This window comes from Glycomyces albidus (assembly GCF_009451885.1).
Lineage (GTDB): Bacteria > Actinomycetota > Actinomycetes > Mycobacteriales > Micromonosporaceae > Glycomyces > Glycomyces albidus.
On record NZ_WIAO01000024.1, the window covers coordinates 74,151 to 91,371 of the forward strand.

16 protein-coding genes are annotated in these 17,221 nt (G+C 72.1%); 14 read left to right on the top strand and 2 right to left on the bottom strand.

Going from position 1 to position 17,221, the window contains the following annotated elements; translation table 11 throughout:
• Positions 1 to 42 precede the first annotated feature (42 nt).
• Genes GFD30_RS18180 through GFD30_RS18190 form a run of 3 tightly spaced genes read left to right on the top strand, consistent with a single transcriptional unit; the run spans position 43 to position 3,175 of the window.
• On the top strand, positions 43 to 1,131 hold the full coding sequence (locus tag GFD30_RS18180; protein ID WP_153026609.1) for a TetR/AcrR family transcriptional regulator: 1,089 nt from the start codon (positions 43 to 45) through the stop codon (positions 1,129 to 1,131).
• Positions 1,128 to 1,712, top strand: a complete 585-nt coding sequence (locus GFD30_RS18185) for a transcriptional regulator (protein WP_153026610.1) — start codon at positions 1,128 to 1,130, stop codon at positions 1,710 to 1,712. Before GFD30_RS18180 ends, GFD30_RS18185 begins: the two co-directional genes overlap by 4 nt.
• A complete protein-coding gene (locus GFD30_RS18190) occupies positions 1,709 to 3,175 on the top strand; it encodes a pyruvate, phosphate dikinase (protein ID WP_153026611.1) in 1,467 nt (488 codons plus the stop codon). Before GFD30_RS18185 ends, GFD30_RS18190 begins: the two co-directional genes overlap by 4 nt.
• A 145-nt stretch (positions 3,176 to 3,320) precedes the next feature.
• Here the strand turns inward: GFD30_RS18190 and GFD30_RS18195 are convergent, their stop codons facing one another.
• Positions 3,321 to 3,905, bottom strand: a complete 585-nt coding sequence (locus tag GFD30_RS18195) for a histidine phosphatase family protein (RefSeq protein WP_153026612.1) — start codon at positions 3,903 to 3,905, stop codon at positions 3,321 to 3,323.
• 338 nt (positions 3,906 to 4,243) lie between these two features.
• On the opposite strand from GFD30_RS18195, the gene GFD30_RS18200 reads away from it, so the two are divergent.
• The 5 genes from GFD30_RS18200 to GFD30_RS18220 all read left to right on the top strand — a co-directional run bounded on the left by GFD30_RS18200 (position 4,244) and on the right by GFD30_RS18220 (position 7,109).
• Positions 4,244 to 4,594 carry a YbaB/EbfC family nucleoid-associated protein gene (locus GFD30_RS18200; RefSeq protein ID WP_153026613.1) on the top strand — a complete coding sequence of 117 codons (351 nt, stop codon included), beginning with the start codon at positions 4,244 to 4,246 and terminating at the stop codon, positions 4,592 to 4,594.
• A 2-nt stretch (positions 4,595 to 4,596) separates the two neighbouring features.
• The gene (locus tag GFD30_RS18205) at positions 4,597 to 4,920 is read left to right on the top strand and encodes a hypothetical protein (RefSeq protein ID WP_153026614.1); all 324 of its coding nucleotides are present in this window, start codon (positions 4,597 to 4,599) and stop codon (positions 4,918 to 4,920) included.
• The gene (locus GFD30_RS18210) at positions 4,920 to 6,005 is read left to right on the top strand and encodes a WXG100 family type VII secretion target (RefSeq protein ID WP_153026615.1); all 1,086 of its coding nucleotides are present in this window, start codon (positions 4,920 to 4,922) and stop codon (positions 6,003 to 6,005) included. The genes GFD30_RS18205 and GFD30_RS18210 overlap by 1 nt, the downstream gene beginning before the upstream one ends.
• On the top strand, positions 6,002 to 6,565 hold the full coding sequence (locus tag GFD30_RS18215) for a hypothetical protein (RefSeq protein ID WP_153026616.1): 564 nt from the start codon (positions 6,002 to 6,004) through the stop codon (positions 6,563 to 6,565). Before GFD30_RS18210 ends, GFD30_RS18215 begins: the two co-directional genes overlap by 4 nt.
• A gap of 136 nt (positions 6,566 to 6,701) precedes the next feature.
• Positions 6,702 to 7,109, top strand: a complete 408-nt coding sequence (locus tag GFD30_RS18220; protein WP_153026617.1) for a hypothetical protein — start codon at positions 6,702 to 6,704, stop codon at positions 7,107 to 7,109.
• Positions 7,110 to 7,159: 50 nt separating this feature from the next.
• Here GFD30_RS18220 and GFD30_RS18225 read toward each other — a convergent pair whose 3' ends face one another.
• Positions 7,160 to 8,224: an LLM class flavin-dependent oxidoreductase gene (locus GFD30_RS18225; protein ID WP_153026618.1), complete on the bottom strand. Its 1,065-nt coding sequence runs from the start codon at positions 8,222 to 8,224 to the stop codon at positions 7,160 to 7,162.
• Between the two features lie 141 nt (positions 8,225 to 8,365).
• On the opposite strand from GFD30_RS18225, the gene GFD30_RS18230 reads away from it, so the two are divergent.
• The 6 genes from GFD30_RS18230 to GFD30_RS18255 form a co-directional block, all read left to right on the top strand.
• Complete coding sequence (locus GFD30_RS18230) at positions 8,366 to 9,397, top strand: aldo/keto reductase (RefSeq protein WP_153026619.1); 1,032 nt, start codon at positions 8,366 to 8,368, stop codon at positions 9,395 to 9,397.
• Positions 9,398 to 11,935: 2,538 nt separating this feature from the next.
• Positions 11,936 to 13,138 carry a sulfotransferase family protein gene (locus tag GFD30_RS18235; protein ID WP_194202010.1) on the top strand — a complete coding sequence of 401 codons (1,203 nt, stop codon included), beginning with the start codon at positions 11,936 to 11,938 and terminating at the stop codon, positions 13,136 to 13,138.
• A gap of 67 nt (positions 13,139 to 13,205) precedes the next feature.
• The gene (locus GFD30_RS18240; RefSeq protein ID WP_153026621.1) at positions 13,206 to 13,808 is read left to right on the top strand and encodes a molybdopterin-dependent oxidoreductase; all 603 of its coding nucleotides are present in this window, start codon (positions 13,206 to 13,208) and stop codon (positions 13,806 to 13,808) included.
• On the top strand, positions 13,808 to 14,542 hold the full coding sequence (locus GFD30_RS18245; RefSeq protein ID WP_153026622.1) for a ferredoxin reductase: 735 nt from the start codon (positions 13,808 to 13,810) through the stop codon (positions 14,540 to 14,542). Before GFD30_RS18240 ends, GFD30_RS18245 begins: the two co-directional genes overlap by 1 nt.
• A gap of 225 nt (positions 14,543 to 14,767) precedes the next feature.
• Complete coding sequence (locus GFD30_RS18250) at positions 14,768 to 15,334, top strand: CGNR zinc finger domain-containing protein (RefSeq protein WP_153026623.1); 567 nt, start codon at positions 14,768 to 14,770, stop codon at positions 15,332 to 15,334.
• Positions 15,335 to 15,484: 150 nt separating this feature from the next.
• The coding region (locus GFD30_RS18255; protein ID WP_153026624.1) for a glycosyltransferase family 2 protein at positions 15,485 to 17,221 on the top strand (1,737 nt) is incomplete at its 3' end.

Consider the following 17,221-nt stretch of genomic DNA (forward strand, 5'->3'; position numbering starts at 1 on the left):
CGATGATGTCGTATTCTCAAGGCGAGACACGAGGGAGCGATTATGGTCAGACTCACACGAATCCAACAGCAGGCGAGGACGCGAGCGGCCGTCCTGTCCGCCGCCCGCGACGAGTTCACCGAGCACGGGTACGCGCTCGCGAAGGTCGACCGGATCGCCGAGCGGGCCGAGCTCACCCGCGGCGCGGTCTACTCGAACTTCCCGAGCAAGCGCGCCCTCTACCTGGCCGTCCTCGTCGCGATGGTCGAGCGCGCGTCCACCGTCGAGGCCGCGGCCCGGCCCGCGTCCGCCCAGGACGCGCTCGAGGGGTTCGCCCGCGCCTGGCTCGAGCGGCTCCCGCTCGCCGGCGACACCGCCGCGGGCGGGCGCCTGCGGCTCCGATCGCTCGCCGGAGTCGTCGACGACGACCGCGGGCGGGCCGCGCTGGCGCAGATCGCCCGCCTGGAGTCGCTCCTGCTCGCCGTGGGCCTGGAGTCCTGCGAACCCGCCGCCGGACGGCGGGTGCGGCTCGCCGAGCTGGCGCTGACGCTGCTGGCGGGCTCGAGCCTCGTCGCGGAGCTGGCCCCCGGGTTCGGCGACCCGTTCGACCGGACCCGCGCCTGCGGGCACCTCGCCCGCCTCGACCTGGACGACGCCTGGGCGCCGCCGCATCTGCCGTTCGCCGGGCCGGCGGAGGCGGTCGACGAGCCCTACGTCGCACCCGACGGCCTCGTGGACCTCATCGGCGGCGAGCCCGCCGACCTGGGCGCAGACGGCGTCGTCGCGGTCCTGGGGCTCGAGCGGCTCGCCGCCGCCGAGGACGCGGTCCGCGCCGCGGCACCCGGCGAGCAGGTGACGCTCGCGATCGTCACGGACGATCCGGCCGAGACCGGCAGCCTCGTGCGACTCCGGGTGAGCGACCTCGCCAAATGCCTGCGGGCGGTGTTCCCTGCGGATGCGTGGCGGCGCCTGCGGGTCGTCGTCGGCGACGCGGCACTGGCCGACGCGCTCGGGATCGCGAGCCCCGGCGACGCCACCGAGGCGGCCCTGCTCGTCCGCGGAGGCGCCGTCGCGGCCCGCGGCACCGGCGTCGGCGCCGCCCACGCCGTCGTCGCGACCGAACAGCGCGCCGAGAGGGGCGCCGGCGCATGACCGTCCTCCACGCCTTGCGGTGCGGCGGCTACTCCGGGGTCGCGCGCATCGCCGCGGCGACGGGGCTCGACGCGGCGGCCGTCGAGTCCGACCTCATCGACCTCGGCATCGCGGGCCTGGTCACGCGGATCGAAGGCGGCGTCTGGGGGCTGACCGAGGCGGGGCGCGCCGCCGACGCCGAGCGGACCGCCGCCGAACTGGCCGCGACCGGGGCCCGGCCGGCGGTCGCGGCCGCGTACGAGCGGTTCATGGTCCTCAACCCCGAACTCCTCGACCTGTGCACCGCCTGGCAGCTCCGGCCCGTCGACGGGGTGATGACGGTCAACGACCACGACGACCTCGCCTATGACACCCGCGTCCTCGACCGCTTCGCCGACCTCGACACGCGCGCCGCCGGGGTCTGCGCGGCGCTGACCGCGGCCCTGCCCCGGTTCGGCCGGTACCCGGTGCGGTTGCGGGGCGCCCTCGAACGCGTCGCCGCCGGCGACCTGGAGTACCTGACCGACAGCACCGGCTCGTACCACGCGATCTGGGCCGAACTCCACGAAGACCAGCTCGCGACCCTCGGCATCCCGCGATGAAGTGGATCCGGACGATCGACGCCGCGACCGCGGAGGGCCCGGAGACATTGGGCGCCAAGGCTCACGGCCTCGTGGCCCTGCACCGCCTGGGCCTGCCGGTCCCGGCCGGGTTCGTCGTGGTCGCGGAGGCGTGCCGCGAATACCTGCGGGACGGGCGGTTCCCGGACGGGCTCCGCGAGGAGCTGGCGGCCGGTGTGGCGGCGCTCGAGCAGGCGACCGGGAGGCGCTTCGGCGGCGCGCGCCGGCCGCTCGCCGTCGCGGTCCGCTCGGGCTCGGCCGTCTCGATGCCCGGGATGATGGACACGATCCTCGACCTCGGCCTGACCTCGCAGGCCGAGGCGGGGCTCGCGGCCGAGACCGGGAACGGCGCGTTCGCGGCCTCCGCGCGCCGGCGCCTCCTCGACGGCTTCGCCGCCTTCGGCGCGAGCGCTCCCGACGACGCCGCGCTCCAACTCGAAGCGGCCGTCGCGGCCGTGTTCGACTCCTGGAACGCGCCCCGCGCCCGCACCTACCGCGACCTCAACGCCGTCCCGCACGACCTCGGCACCGCCGTGATCGTGCAGGCCATGGTGTTCGGCGACCGGGACGACCGCAGCGGGACCGGCATCGCCTTCAGCCGCGACCCGAACACCGGTGCGCCCGAACCGTACGGCGACGTCCTGTTCGGACACCAGGGCGAGGACGCCGTCTCGGGGCGCACCCGGACGCTGCCGCTGGACGCCCTCGCCGACCGCGAGCCCGCCGTCTGGGACCGCCTCGCCGACGCGCTGCACCGGATCGAGGCGCGTCTCCGGGACGCCTGCTACGTCGAGTTCACGTTCGAGAGCGGCGAACTGTGGCTGCTCCAGACCCGACCGGGCCGGTTCACCGGCGCGGCCGCCGTCCGCGCCGCGGTCGACCTCGCCGACGAAGGCAGGATCACGCGGTCCGAAGCGCTGCTTCGGGTCTCGCCGGGGCACTTGACGCATGCGCGAACCCCGCGCATCGCCGACGACCGGAACGCCATCGCGCGCGGGATCGGCGCCTGCCCCGGAGTCGCGACCGGCCGCATCGCGACCACAGTGGAGGCCGCGACCCGGATGGCCGCCGACGGGCCGGTGATCCTGGTGCGCCCCGAGACCTCACCGCACGATATGAGCGGCCTCGCGGTCGCCGCGGGCGTCGTCACCGAACGCGGCGGCCCCGCCAGCCACGCCGCCGTGGTCGCCCGGGCGATGAACAGGCCCGCGGTCGTCGGCGCCACCGGTCTGGTTGCGGCCGAAGGCGACCTGGTCACCATCGACGGCACGAGCGGCGCCGTCGTCCGAGGCAGGGCCCCGGTCGCGGCCGGTGCCGCTGACGACCGCCTCCGACGCCTCCTCGACTGGGCCGACGACGCGTCGGGCCGCCGCGCCCGGCCCGACGGCACTCCCCGCGGCGAGGCCGAACGGCTCCGCGCGGCCCACGACGCACTGCGCCGCTAGGGCCCGCCCTGTGCATCCGGGCGAGGCGGTATCCGAGTCGGTTCTGTTCGCTCACAAGGGGGAGGGGTCTTCAGATGCCGGGGGAGGCATCTGGAGGCCCCGACGCCGCAGCGAGCGGGCGAACGGGCCGGATGCGTCGGCCGCCTCAGGGCTTCACGCCGCCGCCGAAGCCGGTCCAGCGCAGCTCGTTCGGGAGGTGGCCCATGTCGTTGAACAGGATCACCCGCGGGACGCCGACCGAAGGGAAGTCGATCGCGGTGAGCGCGGTGTTGCCGCTGTTGAGGCCCAGCCACCGGTCGGGCGGGGCGTCGAGGGCGTGGCACACCATCCACGCCACCTGGTACGCGTGGGTGACCAGGACCTCGTGGACCTCCGTCTCCGCGGGCCGTGCGAAGCGCGCGGTGAGGGCGTCGGCGAGGCGCGCGCCGGCCTCGGCCTCCGCGGCGTCGAAGCCGTCGAAGAACCCGGCCCATTCCGGGCGCATCGGGTCCGGGACGTGCGGCACGTGGTCGATCAGCTCCGCCGCCTCCTCCGCGGGGACGCCGAGCCGCTCGCCGAGGATCGCCGCCGACGCCGCCGCGCGCGGCAGCGGCGAGTGCCGGACGGCGTCAATCGGCAAGGCCGCCAACCGATCCGCGAGCAGCGACACCTGGCGCCGCCCCGTGTCGGTCAGCTCCCCGAACGCGTCCGCCTCCCCGTGCCGCACCAAGTACACATGCCTGGTCGCCATGCCACCGCCCTCTCCAAATTCAGATGGTCGATCCATTCCGATGTTCACATCATCCTAGATTCCCCGAAGGCGACGATCGAGGCGGTGCCGTTCCGAACCGCTGTCCTTGGCCGCGAACGGATTGCGGGCGTGGTTGGCCGTAGGTACTCTTGACGCATCTTGACGTTTTCTTGACGGGAACCGACAAGACTGCGTTAACTCGAACGTAACTTTGACGGAAATTGTGAACCGGACCACCGCGGGGCAATCCGATCGGACCCCGTTGACGTACCTAGGTGCCCGGGCCGGTCCACGCGGATCCCCCGTCCCCAGTGAAAGGCAGTCGAACATTGCCCTCCGTGTTCGAAGACCCTGAAGGCTATATGCGCGACTTCCAGACGCGCATGTCCACAATGGTAGAACGCGCCTCGTCGCTGAGCGAGGCCATGGCGGGCGCCTCCGCCACGGCCGCCTCGCCCGACGGCGAGGTCGAGGTCACCGTCGGTGTCGGCGGCGCCCTCCAGGAACTCCGCCTCGGACCCGGCATCAGGCAGATGTCCGCGCAGTCCCTCGCCGAGATGATCAAGGCCGTCTACCGCGCGGCCGCCGACGACGCCGGCCGCAACGCCACCGGGGCGCTCGCCGAGGTGTTCGGCGAGGACAACGACCTCGTGCGCCAGGCCCGCGCCCGCGTCGAAGGAGAGGAGTGAGCATGGGCGACGGCTTCAACGTCCCCGACCCCGCCGCATTCGAGACCCATGTGGACAACCTCGACTCCAAGGTGATCGGCCCCGTCACGCAGGCCTACGCCGCCGCCGAGGCCAAGGGCTCGGGCTCCATGCTCGACTTCGGCATCATCAACGCCCCGTTCGCGCTCGGCGCCATGGCGCTCGCCGCGGTCGCCGCGAACCTCATCGAGACCGCCCGCGAGGCCGCCAAGGAGGCGTCGGTGCGCGTCAAGTCCACCTGCGACGCCTACCAGGAGTGCGACTCCTCGGTCGCCGAGACCTTCAACGTCTACATCCGGGGGAACTAGTGAACGACCTGATCGTCAACGACACCGCCGACGCCCCGCCGATGAGCGAGCTCGACGGCGCCCGAGCCCTCGCGAGCGCCCAAGACCTCATGAACTCCGACAGCGGGCTCGAGTACGCGATGAACGGGACGGTCGCCGCGCTCGACCTCCTCGCGTTCGTCGCGAACCCGTTCAAGGAGTTCCTGATGGCCGGCGTCGGGTTCCTCATCGAGCACGTCGACTTCCTCAGAGAGCCGCTGGAGTGGGTGGCCGGGGACCCCGGCGCCATCAACGCCACCAAGGACACCTGGAACAACATCGCCGGCGTCCTCGACCAGGCCGGCGCGGACCTCCAGACCGAGGTCGCGTCCCTCTCCGACTGGCAGGGCGAGGCCGCCGACGCGTACCGGCAGATGGCGGCCGACTTCGGCTGCGCCATCCAGGGCGCGGGCACCGCCTCGAGCATCATGGGCAACTACATGATGGTCATGGGCATCTGGACCGCCGTCACCCGCGGCCTGATCCTGGAGCTCATCTGCGACTTCGTCTCGCGCGCGATCATGTACGCCCTGGCCGCGCTGGCCTCGTCGTGGATCACGCTCGGCGGGTCGTTCGCGGCGATGATCGGCGGGATCGTCGTCGACGCGATGAACGTCGGCGCGAAGATCATGAAGCACCTCACCAAGCTCGGCGACGCCATGCAGATGCTCGGCACCAGGTTCGCCAAGCTGAACGAGATCGTCGCCGACCTCGGCCGGGTCCTCTCGAAGTTCAGCGCCCACAAGCAGATCGACCTCGGCTTCGGCGCGCTCGGCAAGGGCACCGGCCTGAAGTTCGACCAGCTCTCCAGCGCCATCAAGAACGACCTGCCGTTCCCCGGCAACGGCTTCCGCTCGAACTACCAGGGCGACAACGCGAAGGACATCTTCGACGCCATGGGGAACCTGTGGGGCTCGGGCAAGCTGCCGACCTCGGGGATGACGAACGCCTACAACTTCGACGTGTTCGGCAAGGGGGCGCTCGGCGACATGCTCACGGGCTACCCGATGACCGGGTTCAAGAGCCTGCTGGGCGGCGTGCCGGGTGCGGTGCAGGACGGCGGGTGAGCGCACTCGAGGCCGGCGCGGTCGAGTTCGCGGTCGTGATCGGCGGGATCGTGCTGTGGCTGGCGGGGGTTGTGGCGGTGTTCTTCCGCGGGTTCGCGATTCCGGGCGTGAAGCTCGACGAGCTCAAGTTCGAGGTCGCCGAGCGGCGGGGGCTGTTCTCACAGCTCCCGCCCGACGACCTGCCGCGGACCCAGGCCGAGCTCCGGGAGCGAGTAGTGCGCAATGAAGTCGGTGCTCTCGCCTCGTCGATGGGGGAGGAGCGCCGCTTCATCGTCTGGAACGCGTGGCGGAGCGACCCGGAGTTCAAGGGCGAGGTCCGGCGCCGCCTGCGCGAGTACTACCCGCCGCGTCACACGTACGTCGCGCTGCTGCTCGGCGGGGTGTGGGCGGCGGTGTTCCTGATCGTCGAGCCGTTGCGGGACGCCCTCGTCCCCGACCAGGTCGCGGCGCTCACCGCGGTCTGGGTCCTGGTCGCGCCGTTGTGGATCGCGTTCGGGGCGCTGCTCGCGCTCGAAGGCGTCGCGGCCGCGGGCCGGCGGGCGCGCCGCAAGACGATGTGAAACCGGTACGGAGCATAGGGAAGACCGTCATGCGGATTACCACTCTTGTTAACCCACAACGCAATAGCATTGTCCAACCACTTCGCGGGGAAGCGGGCTCCGCTTCCGCAGGGCCGCGCGAGCACGAGGAGAGCAAGTGAGCGAGACCCCCGGACAGCCTGAACCGGCCGAGGAGTTCGATCTCGCGGCCTTCATGCGGGACTTCGAGAAGCGCATGACCTCGCTTCGGGGCGAGGCGCTTCCGGTCCGGAACCTGGTCGACGCGACCAGCGTCCGGATGGTCTCGGAGGGCGGGGAGGTGGCGGTGACGGCGAACATCGCGGGCGCCCTCGTGGACGTCGAGTTCCTGCCGCCGTCGGCGTCGCTGTCGGCCGTGGAGCAGGCCGCCCTGGTCGTCCAGACGTACGAGGAGGCCGCCGACGCCGCGCGCGAGCGCACCCACGACATCGTCGCCGGCTTCGTGGACCAGTCGGCCCGGACGCGTGAACTCGCCCGCCGGATGGTGGAAGAGGCCAAGGAGCGCCGGACCGACACCGAGCGATAGCGGCGGAATCCGCAGGCCCGCCAGGCGCATCGGCGCCCGGCGGCCCCGCGTCAGTCCCGCAGGAGCGGCAGCAGCCGCTCGCCCTGGCGCTTGATCTCCCGCAGGTACGGCGTGTCCGAGAGGACGAAGTGCGTGATGCCGAGCTCCTGGTAGCGCCGCAAGGACTTCGCCACGTCGTCGGCCGAGCCGACGAGCCAGGTGGTGCCCGCGCCGCCGCCGCCGAACCTGCCGGGAGCCGTGTAGAGGTTGTCGTCGAGGACCTCGCCGCGCGCGGCGAGGTCGAGCAGCCGCTGCTGTCCGACGGCGGTGCGGCGGTGGGCGTCGCGCAGGTACTCCTGGTTCCCTGCGGCCATCGTGGCGACCTTCGCCTCCGCCTCGGCCCACGCCTCCTCGGCCGTGTCGCGGACGAACGTGGTGATGCGCAGGCCGAACTCGAGCGGCGCGTGCTCGCGGCCGACCTCCTCGCTGAGCCGCTTCAGCCGCTCGATGCGCTCGCGCACGCCGTCGAGGGGCTCGCCCCAGAAGAGCTGGACGTCGGCTTCGGCGGCCGCGACCCGTTCGGCGGCTTCGGAGGCGCCGCCGAAGTACAGGGTCGGATGCCGGCGCGTGCCGCGCGCGACGGGCTTGAGCTCCAGGGACGAGTCGGCCACCGAGAAGTGCTCGCCGTCGTACGTGACGGCCTCCTCGGTCCACAGCCGCCGCACGATCTGCATGAACTCCCTGGTGCGGGCGTAGCGGTGCGCCTGGTCGCCTTCGCTGTCGCCGTACGCGGCGAGGTGGTCCTGGCCGGAGACGATGTTCACCAGGACCCGGCCGCCGGTGAGGTGGTCGAGGGTGGCCGCGGCGGACGCGAAGTTCGCCGGCCGCCAGTAGCCGGGCCGGATCGCGATGAGCGGTTTGAACCTGGTCGTCCGGGCCGCGAGGGCGGTGGCGACCGTGAACGTGTCGGGCCGCCCCCAGCTCGTGCCGATGAGCGCGCCGCCCCAGCCGTGGTCTTCCAAAGCCTTCGCATGGCCAGTGAGGGTCTCCAGGCTGTTGTGGCCCTCGACGGCGTCGTCGCCGCGGTGACCGGGGCGGGCCTGGTTGGGGATGTACCAGAGGTACTCGGCGCTCATGTGCGGTCTCCTTGCGTAGCGCTCAGGTATTCCATTCAAGTATTCTATTTATCCTATCGATTTAGTATAGATTCGGCTCCGGCTACCATCCACCCCATCGGCGGACCCCGTCCGCGAACGACGACCGAGAGGCGCGACCCCATGTCACACGGCGCATTCGAGCGAACCCACGCCGCCGCCGAGGACCGCTACGAGCACGTGCCCTACCGGCGCGCCGGACGCTCCGGCCTCGACCTGCCGGCGTTCGCCTTCGGGCTGTGGCAGAAGTTCGGCACCGACCACCCGTACGAGACGCAGCGCGCGATCGTCCTGCGCGCCTTCGACCTCGGCATCACCCACTTCGACAACGCCGACCGCTACGGGCCGCCGCACCGCGCCGCCCAGCAGGTCTTCGGCCGGATCCTCGCCACGGACCTCGCGCCGTACCGCGACGAACTCGTCCTCTCCACCAAGGCCGGCAACCCGATCGGCCCCAGCCCCTACCTCAAGGGCGGCTCGCGCAAGTCCCTGCTGAACTCGCTCGAGCACAGCCTCCGCGACCTCGGCACCGACTACGTCGATGTGTTCTACCACCACCGGCCCGACCCGGACACGCCCCTCGAGGAGACCACCGGGGCCCTCGCCGACGCCGTCCGCCAAGGCAAGGCCCTGTACGCCGGCGTCTCCAACTACAGCCCCGAGCAGGCGCACGAGGCCGCCGGACTGCTTCGCGCCCAAGGGGTCCCGCTCCTGGTCCACCAGCCGCGCTACTCGCTCTTCGACCGCGGCCCCGAACTGAACGGCCTCCTCGACACCGCGAAGGCCGACGGGTTCGGGCTCGTCGTCTACTCGCCGCTCGCCCAGGGGCTCCTGACCGACAAGTACCTCCAGGACATCCCGGCCGGTGCGCGCGCCGCGAACAGCGCGTTCCTCAAACCGGACGTCATCGACGCGACCTACCGCGAGCGCGCCGCCGCCCTGAACGGCATCGCGAAGGAGCGCGGCCAGTCGCTCGCGCAGCTCGCCCTCCAGTGGGTCCTGCGCCGGCCCGAGGTCACCTCCGCGCTCATCGGCGCCAGCTCCGTGTGGCAGCTCGACCACAACGTCAGGGCCCTCGACTTCCCGCCGCTCACCGACGAGGAGCTCGAGCGCATCGACGAGCACGGCGTCCACGGCACCGGCCTGCGCCTCTAGGCCGCGTTCGAGAGGCCTCCGGTTGAGTCTGTTGTGCTGCAACAAGGTTCATCGGAGGCTTCAATCGTCGAGCGTGACAGCACGCAGGGACTTGACCGATCGCGGAGTGTCTCGCTTTCCGGCGGCTTTCGTCGGCTATGGCCTCGCCCTCCGCTCCCCGCCCCGGCCGGGACGATGGAGTCCGGTGTCGGCTCGGTTGCGCGTCGCCGCTCCGCGCAGGTTGCGGTCAGGGTGGCAGCGACGAAGGGGGTGGGAGTCGGTGGTGGCCTTGATGGCGTGTTGAGGGTGCGTGCGGGTGCGGGTCAGGGCGGCGGCGACGAAGGGTGGGGGTCAGTGCAGGCTCGGTTGCGTGTTGCTGGTTCGCGCGGGTTGAGGTCAGAGCGGCAGCGACGAGGAGGCGGCAGTCGGTGCGGGCTCGGTGGCGCGTTCGCGGTTCGTGCAGGTCGGGGTCAGAGCGGGCGACGAGGGGGTGTCGGCTGGGCGAGTGTTCGAGGCTCGGGCCGGGGCCGGTTGCGCTCGCCCCGGGTTCGGGGTCGGCCATATCGGTTGGGCCGCTTGGCGACTGGTGTTCGAATGTGAGTGTTCTGTGCGCGTGTGGGTGATGACGGTGTCGCACAGGGGTGCGAGAATGGGGGTACGCACAGGGACAGGGAGTTCGGTGCAGGTGCAGGGCGGTGCAAGCAGACTGAGACAAGCCTCTGGCCGGCCGGTAGACCACACTGACTTCGAGGCAGGGCCCCCGACGCAAGCGGTCGGAACCGGGTCGATCTCATCCCTCACTGCGATCGGGACCCGCAGCAGTCAACCGGCCCCACCCCATGGAGGGGGTGGGGAGGTGATCGGGCGGGGGATCGACCGGTCGGGATCACCCCGCCGGCGGCAGTGCTCCAACGAGGCACAAGACCGGACCACCACGGGAGACGACAACACTTGCAAGCACACGACAGGATGACTCGGTGCTGCGGCCTGCGCGATAGCGCCCGGCCGGGGCATGAGCGAGTACCAGCCGATGTCGCTGCTGCACACCACAACTCAACAGAGGATACGCCAAGGAGCGCCGCAGGAGTGCGCACCGATCTGGCGAGAAGCCAAGGGAAGCGTCGCGCGAGCGTGCGCTCGGACGCAGCCGGACCGCCACAGGAGTGCGCACCGATCTGGCGAGAGGCGGGGAAGCGACGCGCGAGTGTGCGCGCAGGCCGCACCGGTCCACCACCGGTGCTGAAGGGACCGGGGCCCGGAGCGATCGGAGCCGATGGTGCCGCAGTGCGTTGCGGCTGGCGAATCGGCGTCCGCCGGGGCCGGCTCGGTGTGCAGCGGAGCTGGATGGGTGGCGGATCCGAGGCGGGGCCGAAGTGGGCCTGGGTCCGTGCGGAAGCTGGTGCGCGAGCGCGCTTCGAAGCGCTGAGGCCGAACCGCCTCACTTGCCGAAGCGGCAGGGGCCGAGCAGGATCGGGTCCCGAGCTTCCCGGGGGAGCTGGGGGCCGGGGCGGCCGTGGTTGACCTGGGCCGGTTCGGTGGCGGTGGATCGGCTGCACCAACGCGGACGGACCGGGCGGCGGAGCGCAGCGTCGGAGTTGCAGGATGGCGCATGCGCGGTCCTGGCGTTGCGGTGCTGGAAGTGCCTCTGGCCTGGTGTGAAGCGGTGCCGGGCGGCCGGGCGGCCGGGGCCGGGCATGCATCGCCGAGCCGGGTCACTCCCGGCCACATCGGGCCCGAGCTGATCGGACGGGCGTGAGGGAGCCATCGGCGCGTGTTCGGACCTCGACCGGATCGCGACCCGGCCACCGGAGTGCACGCTCACCGCGCACTCGTCCGCTTGTCGCTGCCGGGTTGAACACCGACCACGACGAGGCCAGGGCGTGACCAGGTACCGGTTCGCAGGCCATTGATAAGGTTCGACGCCAGCTGAAGCGGACCCGGCCAGGGCAACACGCCTCGGTGCGCGCGGCTCGCCCCGCCCTCGGTGCCTTTTATGGACCCGGTGCTGATCGCGACCCGAACCCTGAACGCACCCGCACCACGCACCCACCGCTCGTCGCCGCCTGATCGAACACCGGACCCGACCAGACCCGGACGTGACCAGGTACCGGTCCGCAGGCCACCGATGAGGTTCGACTCGGGCCGAAGCGGACCGGGCCACGGCAACACGCCTTCGGTGCGTGCCGCTCATCCCGTCATCGGCGCCTTTGCGGACCTGGTACGGATCGCGACCCGAGGCCCGGATCGCACCGAAACCGCGCACGCATCCGGTCGTCGCTGCCTGAACGAACACCGGACCCGACGCGACCAGATACGACGAACTCGTCGTCGGCTACCTCGCCACCGTCCACGTCGCCACCATCAGCAACTGACTCCACGACATCTCAAACGCGGCCCTAGCCGCATCCGCTCGGATCCGGTTCGCGCTGAAGGACGAAGCCCACCCCGGGCCGGGGTGAGAACGGCCTCAATGGAGTCGCGCCCTTGATCGACTTCGGCGGGCGTGCGAGGATGCGCATGCGAGAACCCCCAACTCCCTCCCCTGGAAGGACTCGTCCCGTGCGACGCGTATCCCGTCTGGTCGTCCCCGTCAACGCCGCCATGCAGTCCTCGATGCGGCGCCAGACCGCCGATGTCGACTCGTACTTCGACAAGCTGGTCCGCCAGGCCGAGCGCGACTCCGGGGGCAGCGCCGTCGGCGACGAGCAGTTCCTCGAGGAGTACCGGTTCCTGCTGCGGCAGGTCGCGAAGGTCCGCACGATCTCGCCGCTGGGCTGGGCCGGGTTCTCCTCCGACCTCAAGGGGCGCATGACGAACCGCTTCCGGGTGCGGCGCCTCGTCGCCGAGCACCCGGAGATCCTCGACGAGCCGATCGAGCGGCCGATCGTCGTCACCGGCATGCCCCGCACGGCGACGACCCTGGCGCACAAGATCTTCGCCTACCACGAGGGCAACCGGGCCCCGCTGATGTGGGAGCTCCAGGCCACCGACCGGGCCGACGTCGACCCGAAGATCCGCAAGCGCCGCATCAACGTCGCCCGCCAGTCGGCCCGCTTCGGGCACTTCTTCTCGCCGGTGCTCCCGGAGATCCACGCGATGGAGCCCGAGTCCCCCGAGGAGTGCGTGTTCGCTCTCCCGCACGGCCGCAACCACCTCGTCACCTTCCGGATGCCGGCCTACCGGGCCTGGCTCGACGAGCACGACTTCGAGGCGGACTACCGGTACTACCGCCAGGTGCTCCAGGTCCTGCAGTTCGGCGCCGCGCGCCGCCGCTGGGTTCTCAAGTCCCCGTACCACATCGAGAACCTCGGCGTCCTGATGAAGGTCTTCCCGGACGCCCAGATCGTGTGGACGCACCGCGACCCGAACACCGTCATGGGCTCCTGGTGCTCGCTCATGGAGACCGGCGTGGCCATCTGCAACCGCGAGTACGACCCGCACCAGATCGGTCGGGACTGGCTCGAGATGCTCTCGCGCATGGTCGAACGCGGCCGCGACGTCCGCACCGCCCTCGCCCGGGACCGGGTCGTCGACGTCTCGTACCACCAGCTCACCGCCAACCCGTACGACGAGCTGCCGGGCATCTTCCGCCGCCTCGGCATGGACTTCACCCCGCGCGACGAGCAGAACCTCGCCGACGTCCTCGCCCGCCCCGGCATGAAGCGCGGCCACGAGTACAGCCTCGGCCACTACGGCCTCGACCCGGACATGATCGACAAGGCGTTCGGCGACTACGTCCGCATGGTCCACGCCATGCGCTGACCGGTCCGGAGGCCCCCGCCGCTGCTGCGGCCTACGATTGCAGCCTGAGGCGGCACGGGGAGGCGGCATGAGCGCACTGACACCAGGGTTCCGAGGGCGGCGGCGCGCGGTCGACGACCGGGTCCCGCCCGGCCAGTACACGACCGAGGACTTCCCGGTGCTCAGCGCCGGGCCGACGCCGAGCGTGAAGACCGATACGTGGACGTTCACGGTCGCGAACGAGCGCGGCGAGCGCCGGGTCTGGACCTGGAGCGAGTTCGCGGCCCTGCCGCACGAGACCCCGACGGTCGACATCCACTGCGTCACCCGCTGGTCCAAACTGGACACCACATGGCGCGGCGTCCCGGTCGACGTCCTCCTCGACGGGATCGCCGCCGACGCCGCCTACGCCGTCGCCCACTCCTTCGACGGCTACACCACCAACATGCCGCTCCAGGACCTCACGGGCGGCAGGGCCTGGGTGGTGACCGAGTACGGCGGGGAGCCGCTCCACGCCGAGCACGGCGGTCCCGCGCGGCTCCTCGTACCGCACCTGTACTTCTGGAAGTCCGCCAAGTGGGTCTCGGGGATCACCCTCCACGCCGAGGACCGGCCCGGCTTCTGGGAGCGGGCCGGCTACCACGACTACGGGGACCCGTGGCTCGAGCAGCGCTACCAGGCGGGATTCTGATGCCGGGCGGGATGCCGCCCGGCGGGTGGCAGAAGGCCCGCCTGGTCGAGCGCCGAGCCGAGACCGCCACGGCGGTCACGCTCGTCTTCGAGCCCGACGACTGGCCCGGGCACCTCGCCGGGCAGCACGCCGACATCCGCCTGACCGCCGACGACGGCTACACGGCGGTCCGCTCGTACTCGATGGCCGCGCCCGCACGGGACGGCCTGGTGGAGTTCACGATCCAGCGCGTCGCCGACGGCGAGGTCTCGACCTACCTCTGCGACGACCTCCCGGTCGGCGCGTACGCGGAGGTGCGCGGCCCGATCGGCGGCTGGTTCGTCTGGCGCGAGACCGACGCCCGCCCGGTGCTGCTGCTCGCGGGCGGCTCCGGGATCGTGCCGCTCCAGGCGATGGTCCGCCACCGCCGCGCCGCCGGCTCCCGCACGCCGTTCCGCCTGCTCTACTCGGTGCGGACTCCGGCCGACGTCATCTACGCCGACGAACTGGCCCGCCCGCGGCCGGGCGACGGCGGCCTCGAGACCGCGATCCTCTACACCCGCACCGCCCCGGACGGCTGGTCCCGTCCGCCGGCCCGCATCGGCCTCGCCGACCTCACCGTCCACGGCTGGCCCCCGGACTTCGATCCGACCTGCTTCGTCTGCGGCCCCAACGGGTTCGTCGAGACCGCCGCGAAGGCCCTCATCGCCCTCGGGCACGACTCGCACCGGATCAAAACCGAACGCTTCGGCTGACCGGGGCGAGCGCCGTCCGGGGGATCGCGGACCCGCAGCCGCGCCTGGGCGTCGGCGCGCTCGGGCCCGGATCGCGGTAGAAGACCTCGACGCCGTCGACTTCGATGCGGCGGTGGTGGACTCGGGCGGGAGTGTTCATGGTGTCACATGCTTCCCGTCTTTGACGAGGCATCAGTCCTCGCACGGTCTTCTAACGCGTACAAAAAGCGGGGTAGCATTACTCCCATGAGTGAGGCCGCACCGCTGACCGGCGAACCGCTGGCGATCGACCTGGTCAACACCCGCACGGCCGGGCCCGACCTGCTCGCCACCACCGAACAGCTCCGGCTGTGGCTCGGCCTGGAAGCCGACCGCCTGCCAGACGACCTCCATTCGGCCGCGAGCGGCTCCGCGCTCGCCGCCGTCCGGCGCATCCGCGACCACACCGCGGCCGCCCTCGAGGCGCTGCTGCGCGGTGCCCGCCCGCCCGCGTCCGCGCTCCGGGGACTCGAGGCCGCGCTCGCCGCCGCGCCGGCGCGAACGCGTCTGGACTGGGACGGTTCGGCGGTCACGGCGACCACCGGTCGCGAAGGCGGCCGCGCCGAACGGCTCGCCGCCGTCCTCGCGGAGGCCGCCGTCGCGCTCCTCACCGATCCGTCGATCGGCAGGCTGCGCCGGTGCGAGGCCGAGGACTGCGTCCTGCTCTTCCTCCCGGCGCACCCGCGCCGGCGCTGGTGCTCCCCTGAGCGCTGCGGGAACCGGGTCCGCGTCGCCCGCTATTACGAGCGCCGCAAGCGCACGGCCGGGGACTGACCGGCAGGGGACCGCGCGGGCGGCGCGACACGCCGCGCGGGTCAGGCCGGGGCGAGAGATTTGCCCGTATCGTTCCTGTTCGTGACTGGTTCCATCAATCGCCTGGTCGAGCGGGCACTCCGCACGGCAGGATCCTCAAGCGTCGCGGACATGCACGAGTGGGGGCAGTACCACAACTCCCGCCTGGCGCCGCACGTGCTCGCGAGGCTCGCGTACCCGGACGACCCCGATGCGCTGCTTCACTTCTGCGACAACGAGGCGCGGATCGCCAAGGCCGCCTTGAACCTCGAGGCGGTCTGCGCGCTCGGCGCCACCCTCGGACTGAACGCCCGCACCCGCGACGAGCGCGCGGCCGCCCTCGGCCTGCTCGACCTCGCCCAGCGCCGGCTCAGCGGCCGGATGCCCAAGGCGTACCGCGAACTCCACGTCATGACCGCGTACCTCAACGGCGAGCACGGCCGCGTCAAGGAGCTCCTCCGCTCGTACCGGGGCCTGCCGGACGTGCTCGGCGCCGCGTTCCGGTGCCAGGACGCGCACCCCCGCAGCGGCGGGTCCGAACGTGAGTACCTGCGGCGGCTCCGGGAGTTCGCCAAGTGGCCGGAACTCCTCGACCCCGAAGGGGGGCTCGGCATCGACCGGCTCCGCACCGCGCCCGTGGCGCCGGTCGAGGACGGGCCGCTCATCTCGGTCGTCATGACCTGCTTCGAACCCGACGAGCGGCTGCTGACCGCGGTGCGGTCGGTGGCCGCCCAGTCCTGGCAGCAGTGGGAGCTGCTCCTCGTCGACGACGGCTCCGGCCCCGAGTACGCGGACGTCCTGCTCGAGGCCGCCGCGGTCGACCCGCGCGTCAAGCTCATGATCCAGCCCGAGAACGCCGGGACGTACCAGGCCCGCAACCGCGCCATGGCGCTCGCCAAGGGCCGCTTCATCACCGGGCTCGACTCCGACGACTGGGCCCACCCCCGCCGCCTCGAACTCCAGGTGCGGCCGCTGATCAGCCGGCCCGACCTGGTCATGGTCGAATCGTTCAGCATCGCCGTCCGCGAGGACCTGTCGCTGATGATCGACCCCCAGATCGCGGTCGTCGCCGCGCGCTCGACGCCGATCATGATCCGGGCCCGCAAGGTCCTCGACCGCGTCGGCTTCTACGACGAGGTCCGGCGCACCGCCGACTCCGAGTACCGGTTCCGCATCAAGGCCGCGTTCGGCCGGCAGGCGGCCCTGCGCCTGAAGGAGCGCCCCCTCACCCTGGTCCGCCACTGCGAGGGCACCCTCTCGGCCGGCGAGGTCTCCCGGCACTGGATGTCCGCCAGCCGCTTCGCCTACCACTCCGGCTTCACCCGCTGGCACCGCCGGATCGCCGACGGCGACGCGTCCCCGTTCCTCGCGTCGTTCGCCCGGCCCCGCCCGTTCCCCATCACCCGCGACATCACCCGCGCCAAGGCCGAGAGCCTCGCGATCACATACGACCGCATCTACGGCGCCGACTGGAGCCTCCTCGACAAGCGGCGCCGCGCCATGCTCGACGACGCCGCCCGGCGGGCCGCCCTCGGCGAGGCCGTCGGCCTCGTCCACTGCCCCGACTGGACCGGCGTCGACGGCGACCGGTCGCTCGTCCATGAGACCGTCCTCGCCGCGGCCGCCGAGCACGGGCTCGACTTCATCGACCTCGACGAGCGGCACACCGCCTCGGTGACGGTCCCGACCGCGGCCTACGCCGAGCTCTTCCGGTTCGAGCACCCGCACCTGGACGGCGACCGGATCCGCGTCCACTCGCCCGAACCCGCCGACCCGCCCGCCGCGGCAGGCGAAGCCGGCGAGCGCCCGACCGGCCCCCGGAGGCACGCCGGCCGCGCCCGCCGCCCGCTCGGCCGCGCACTCGCCGAG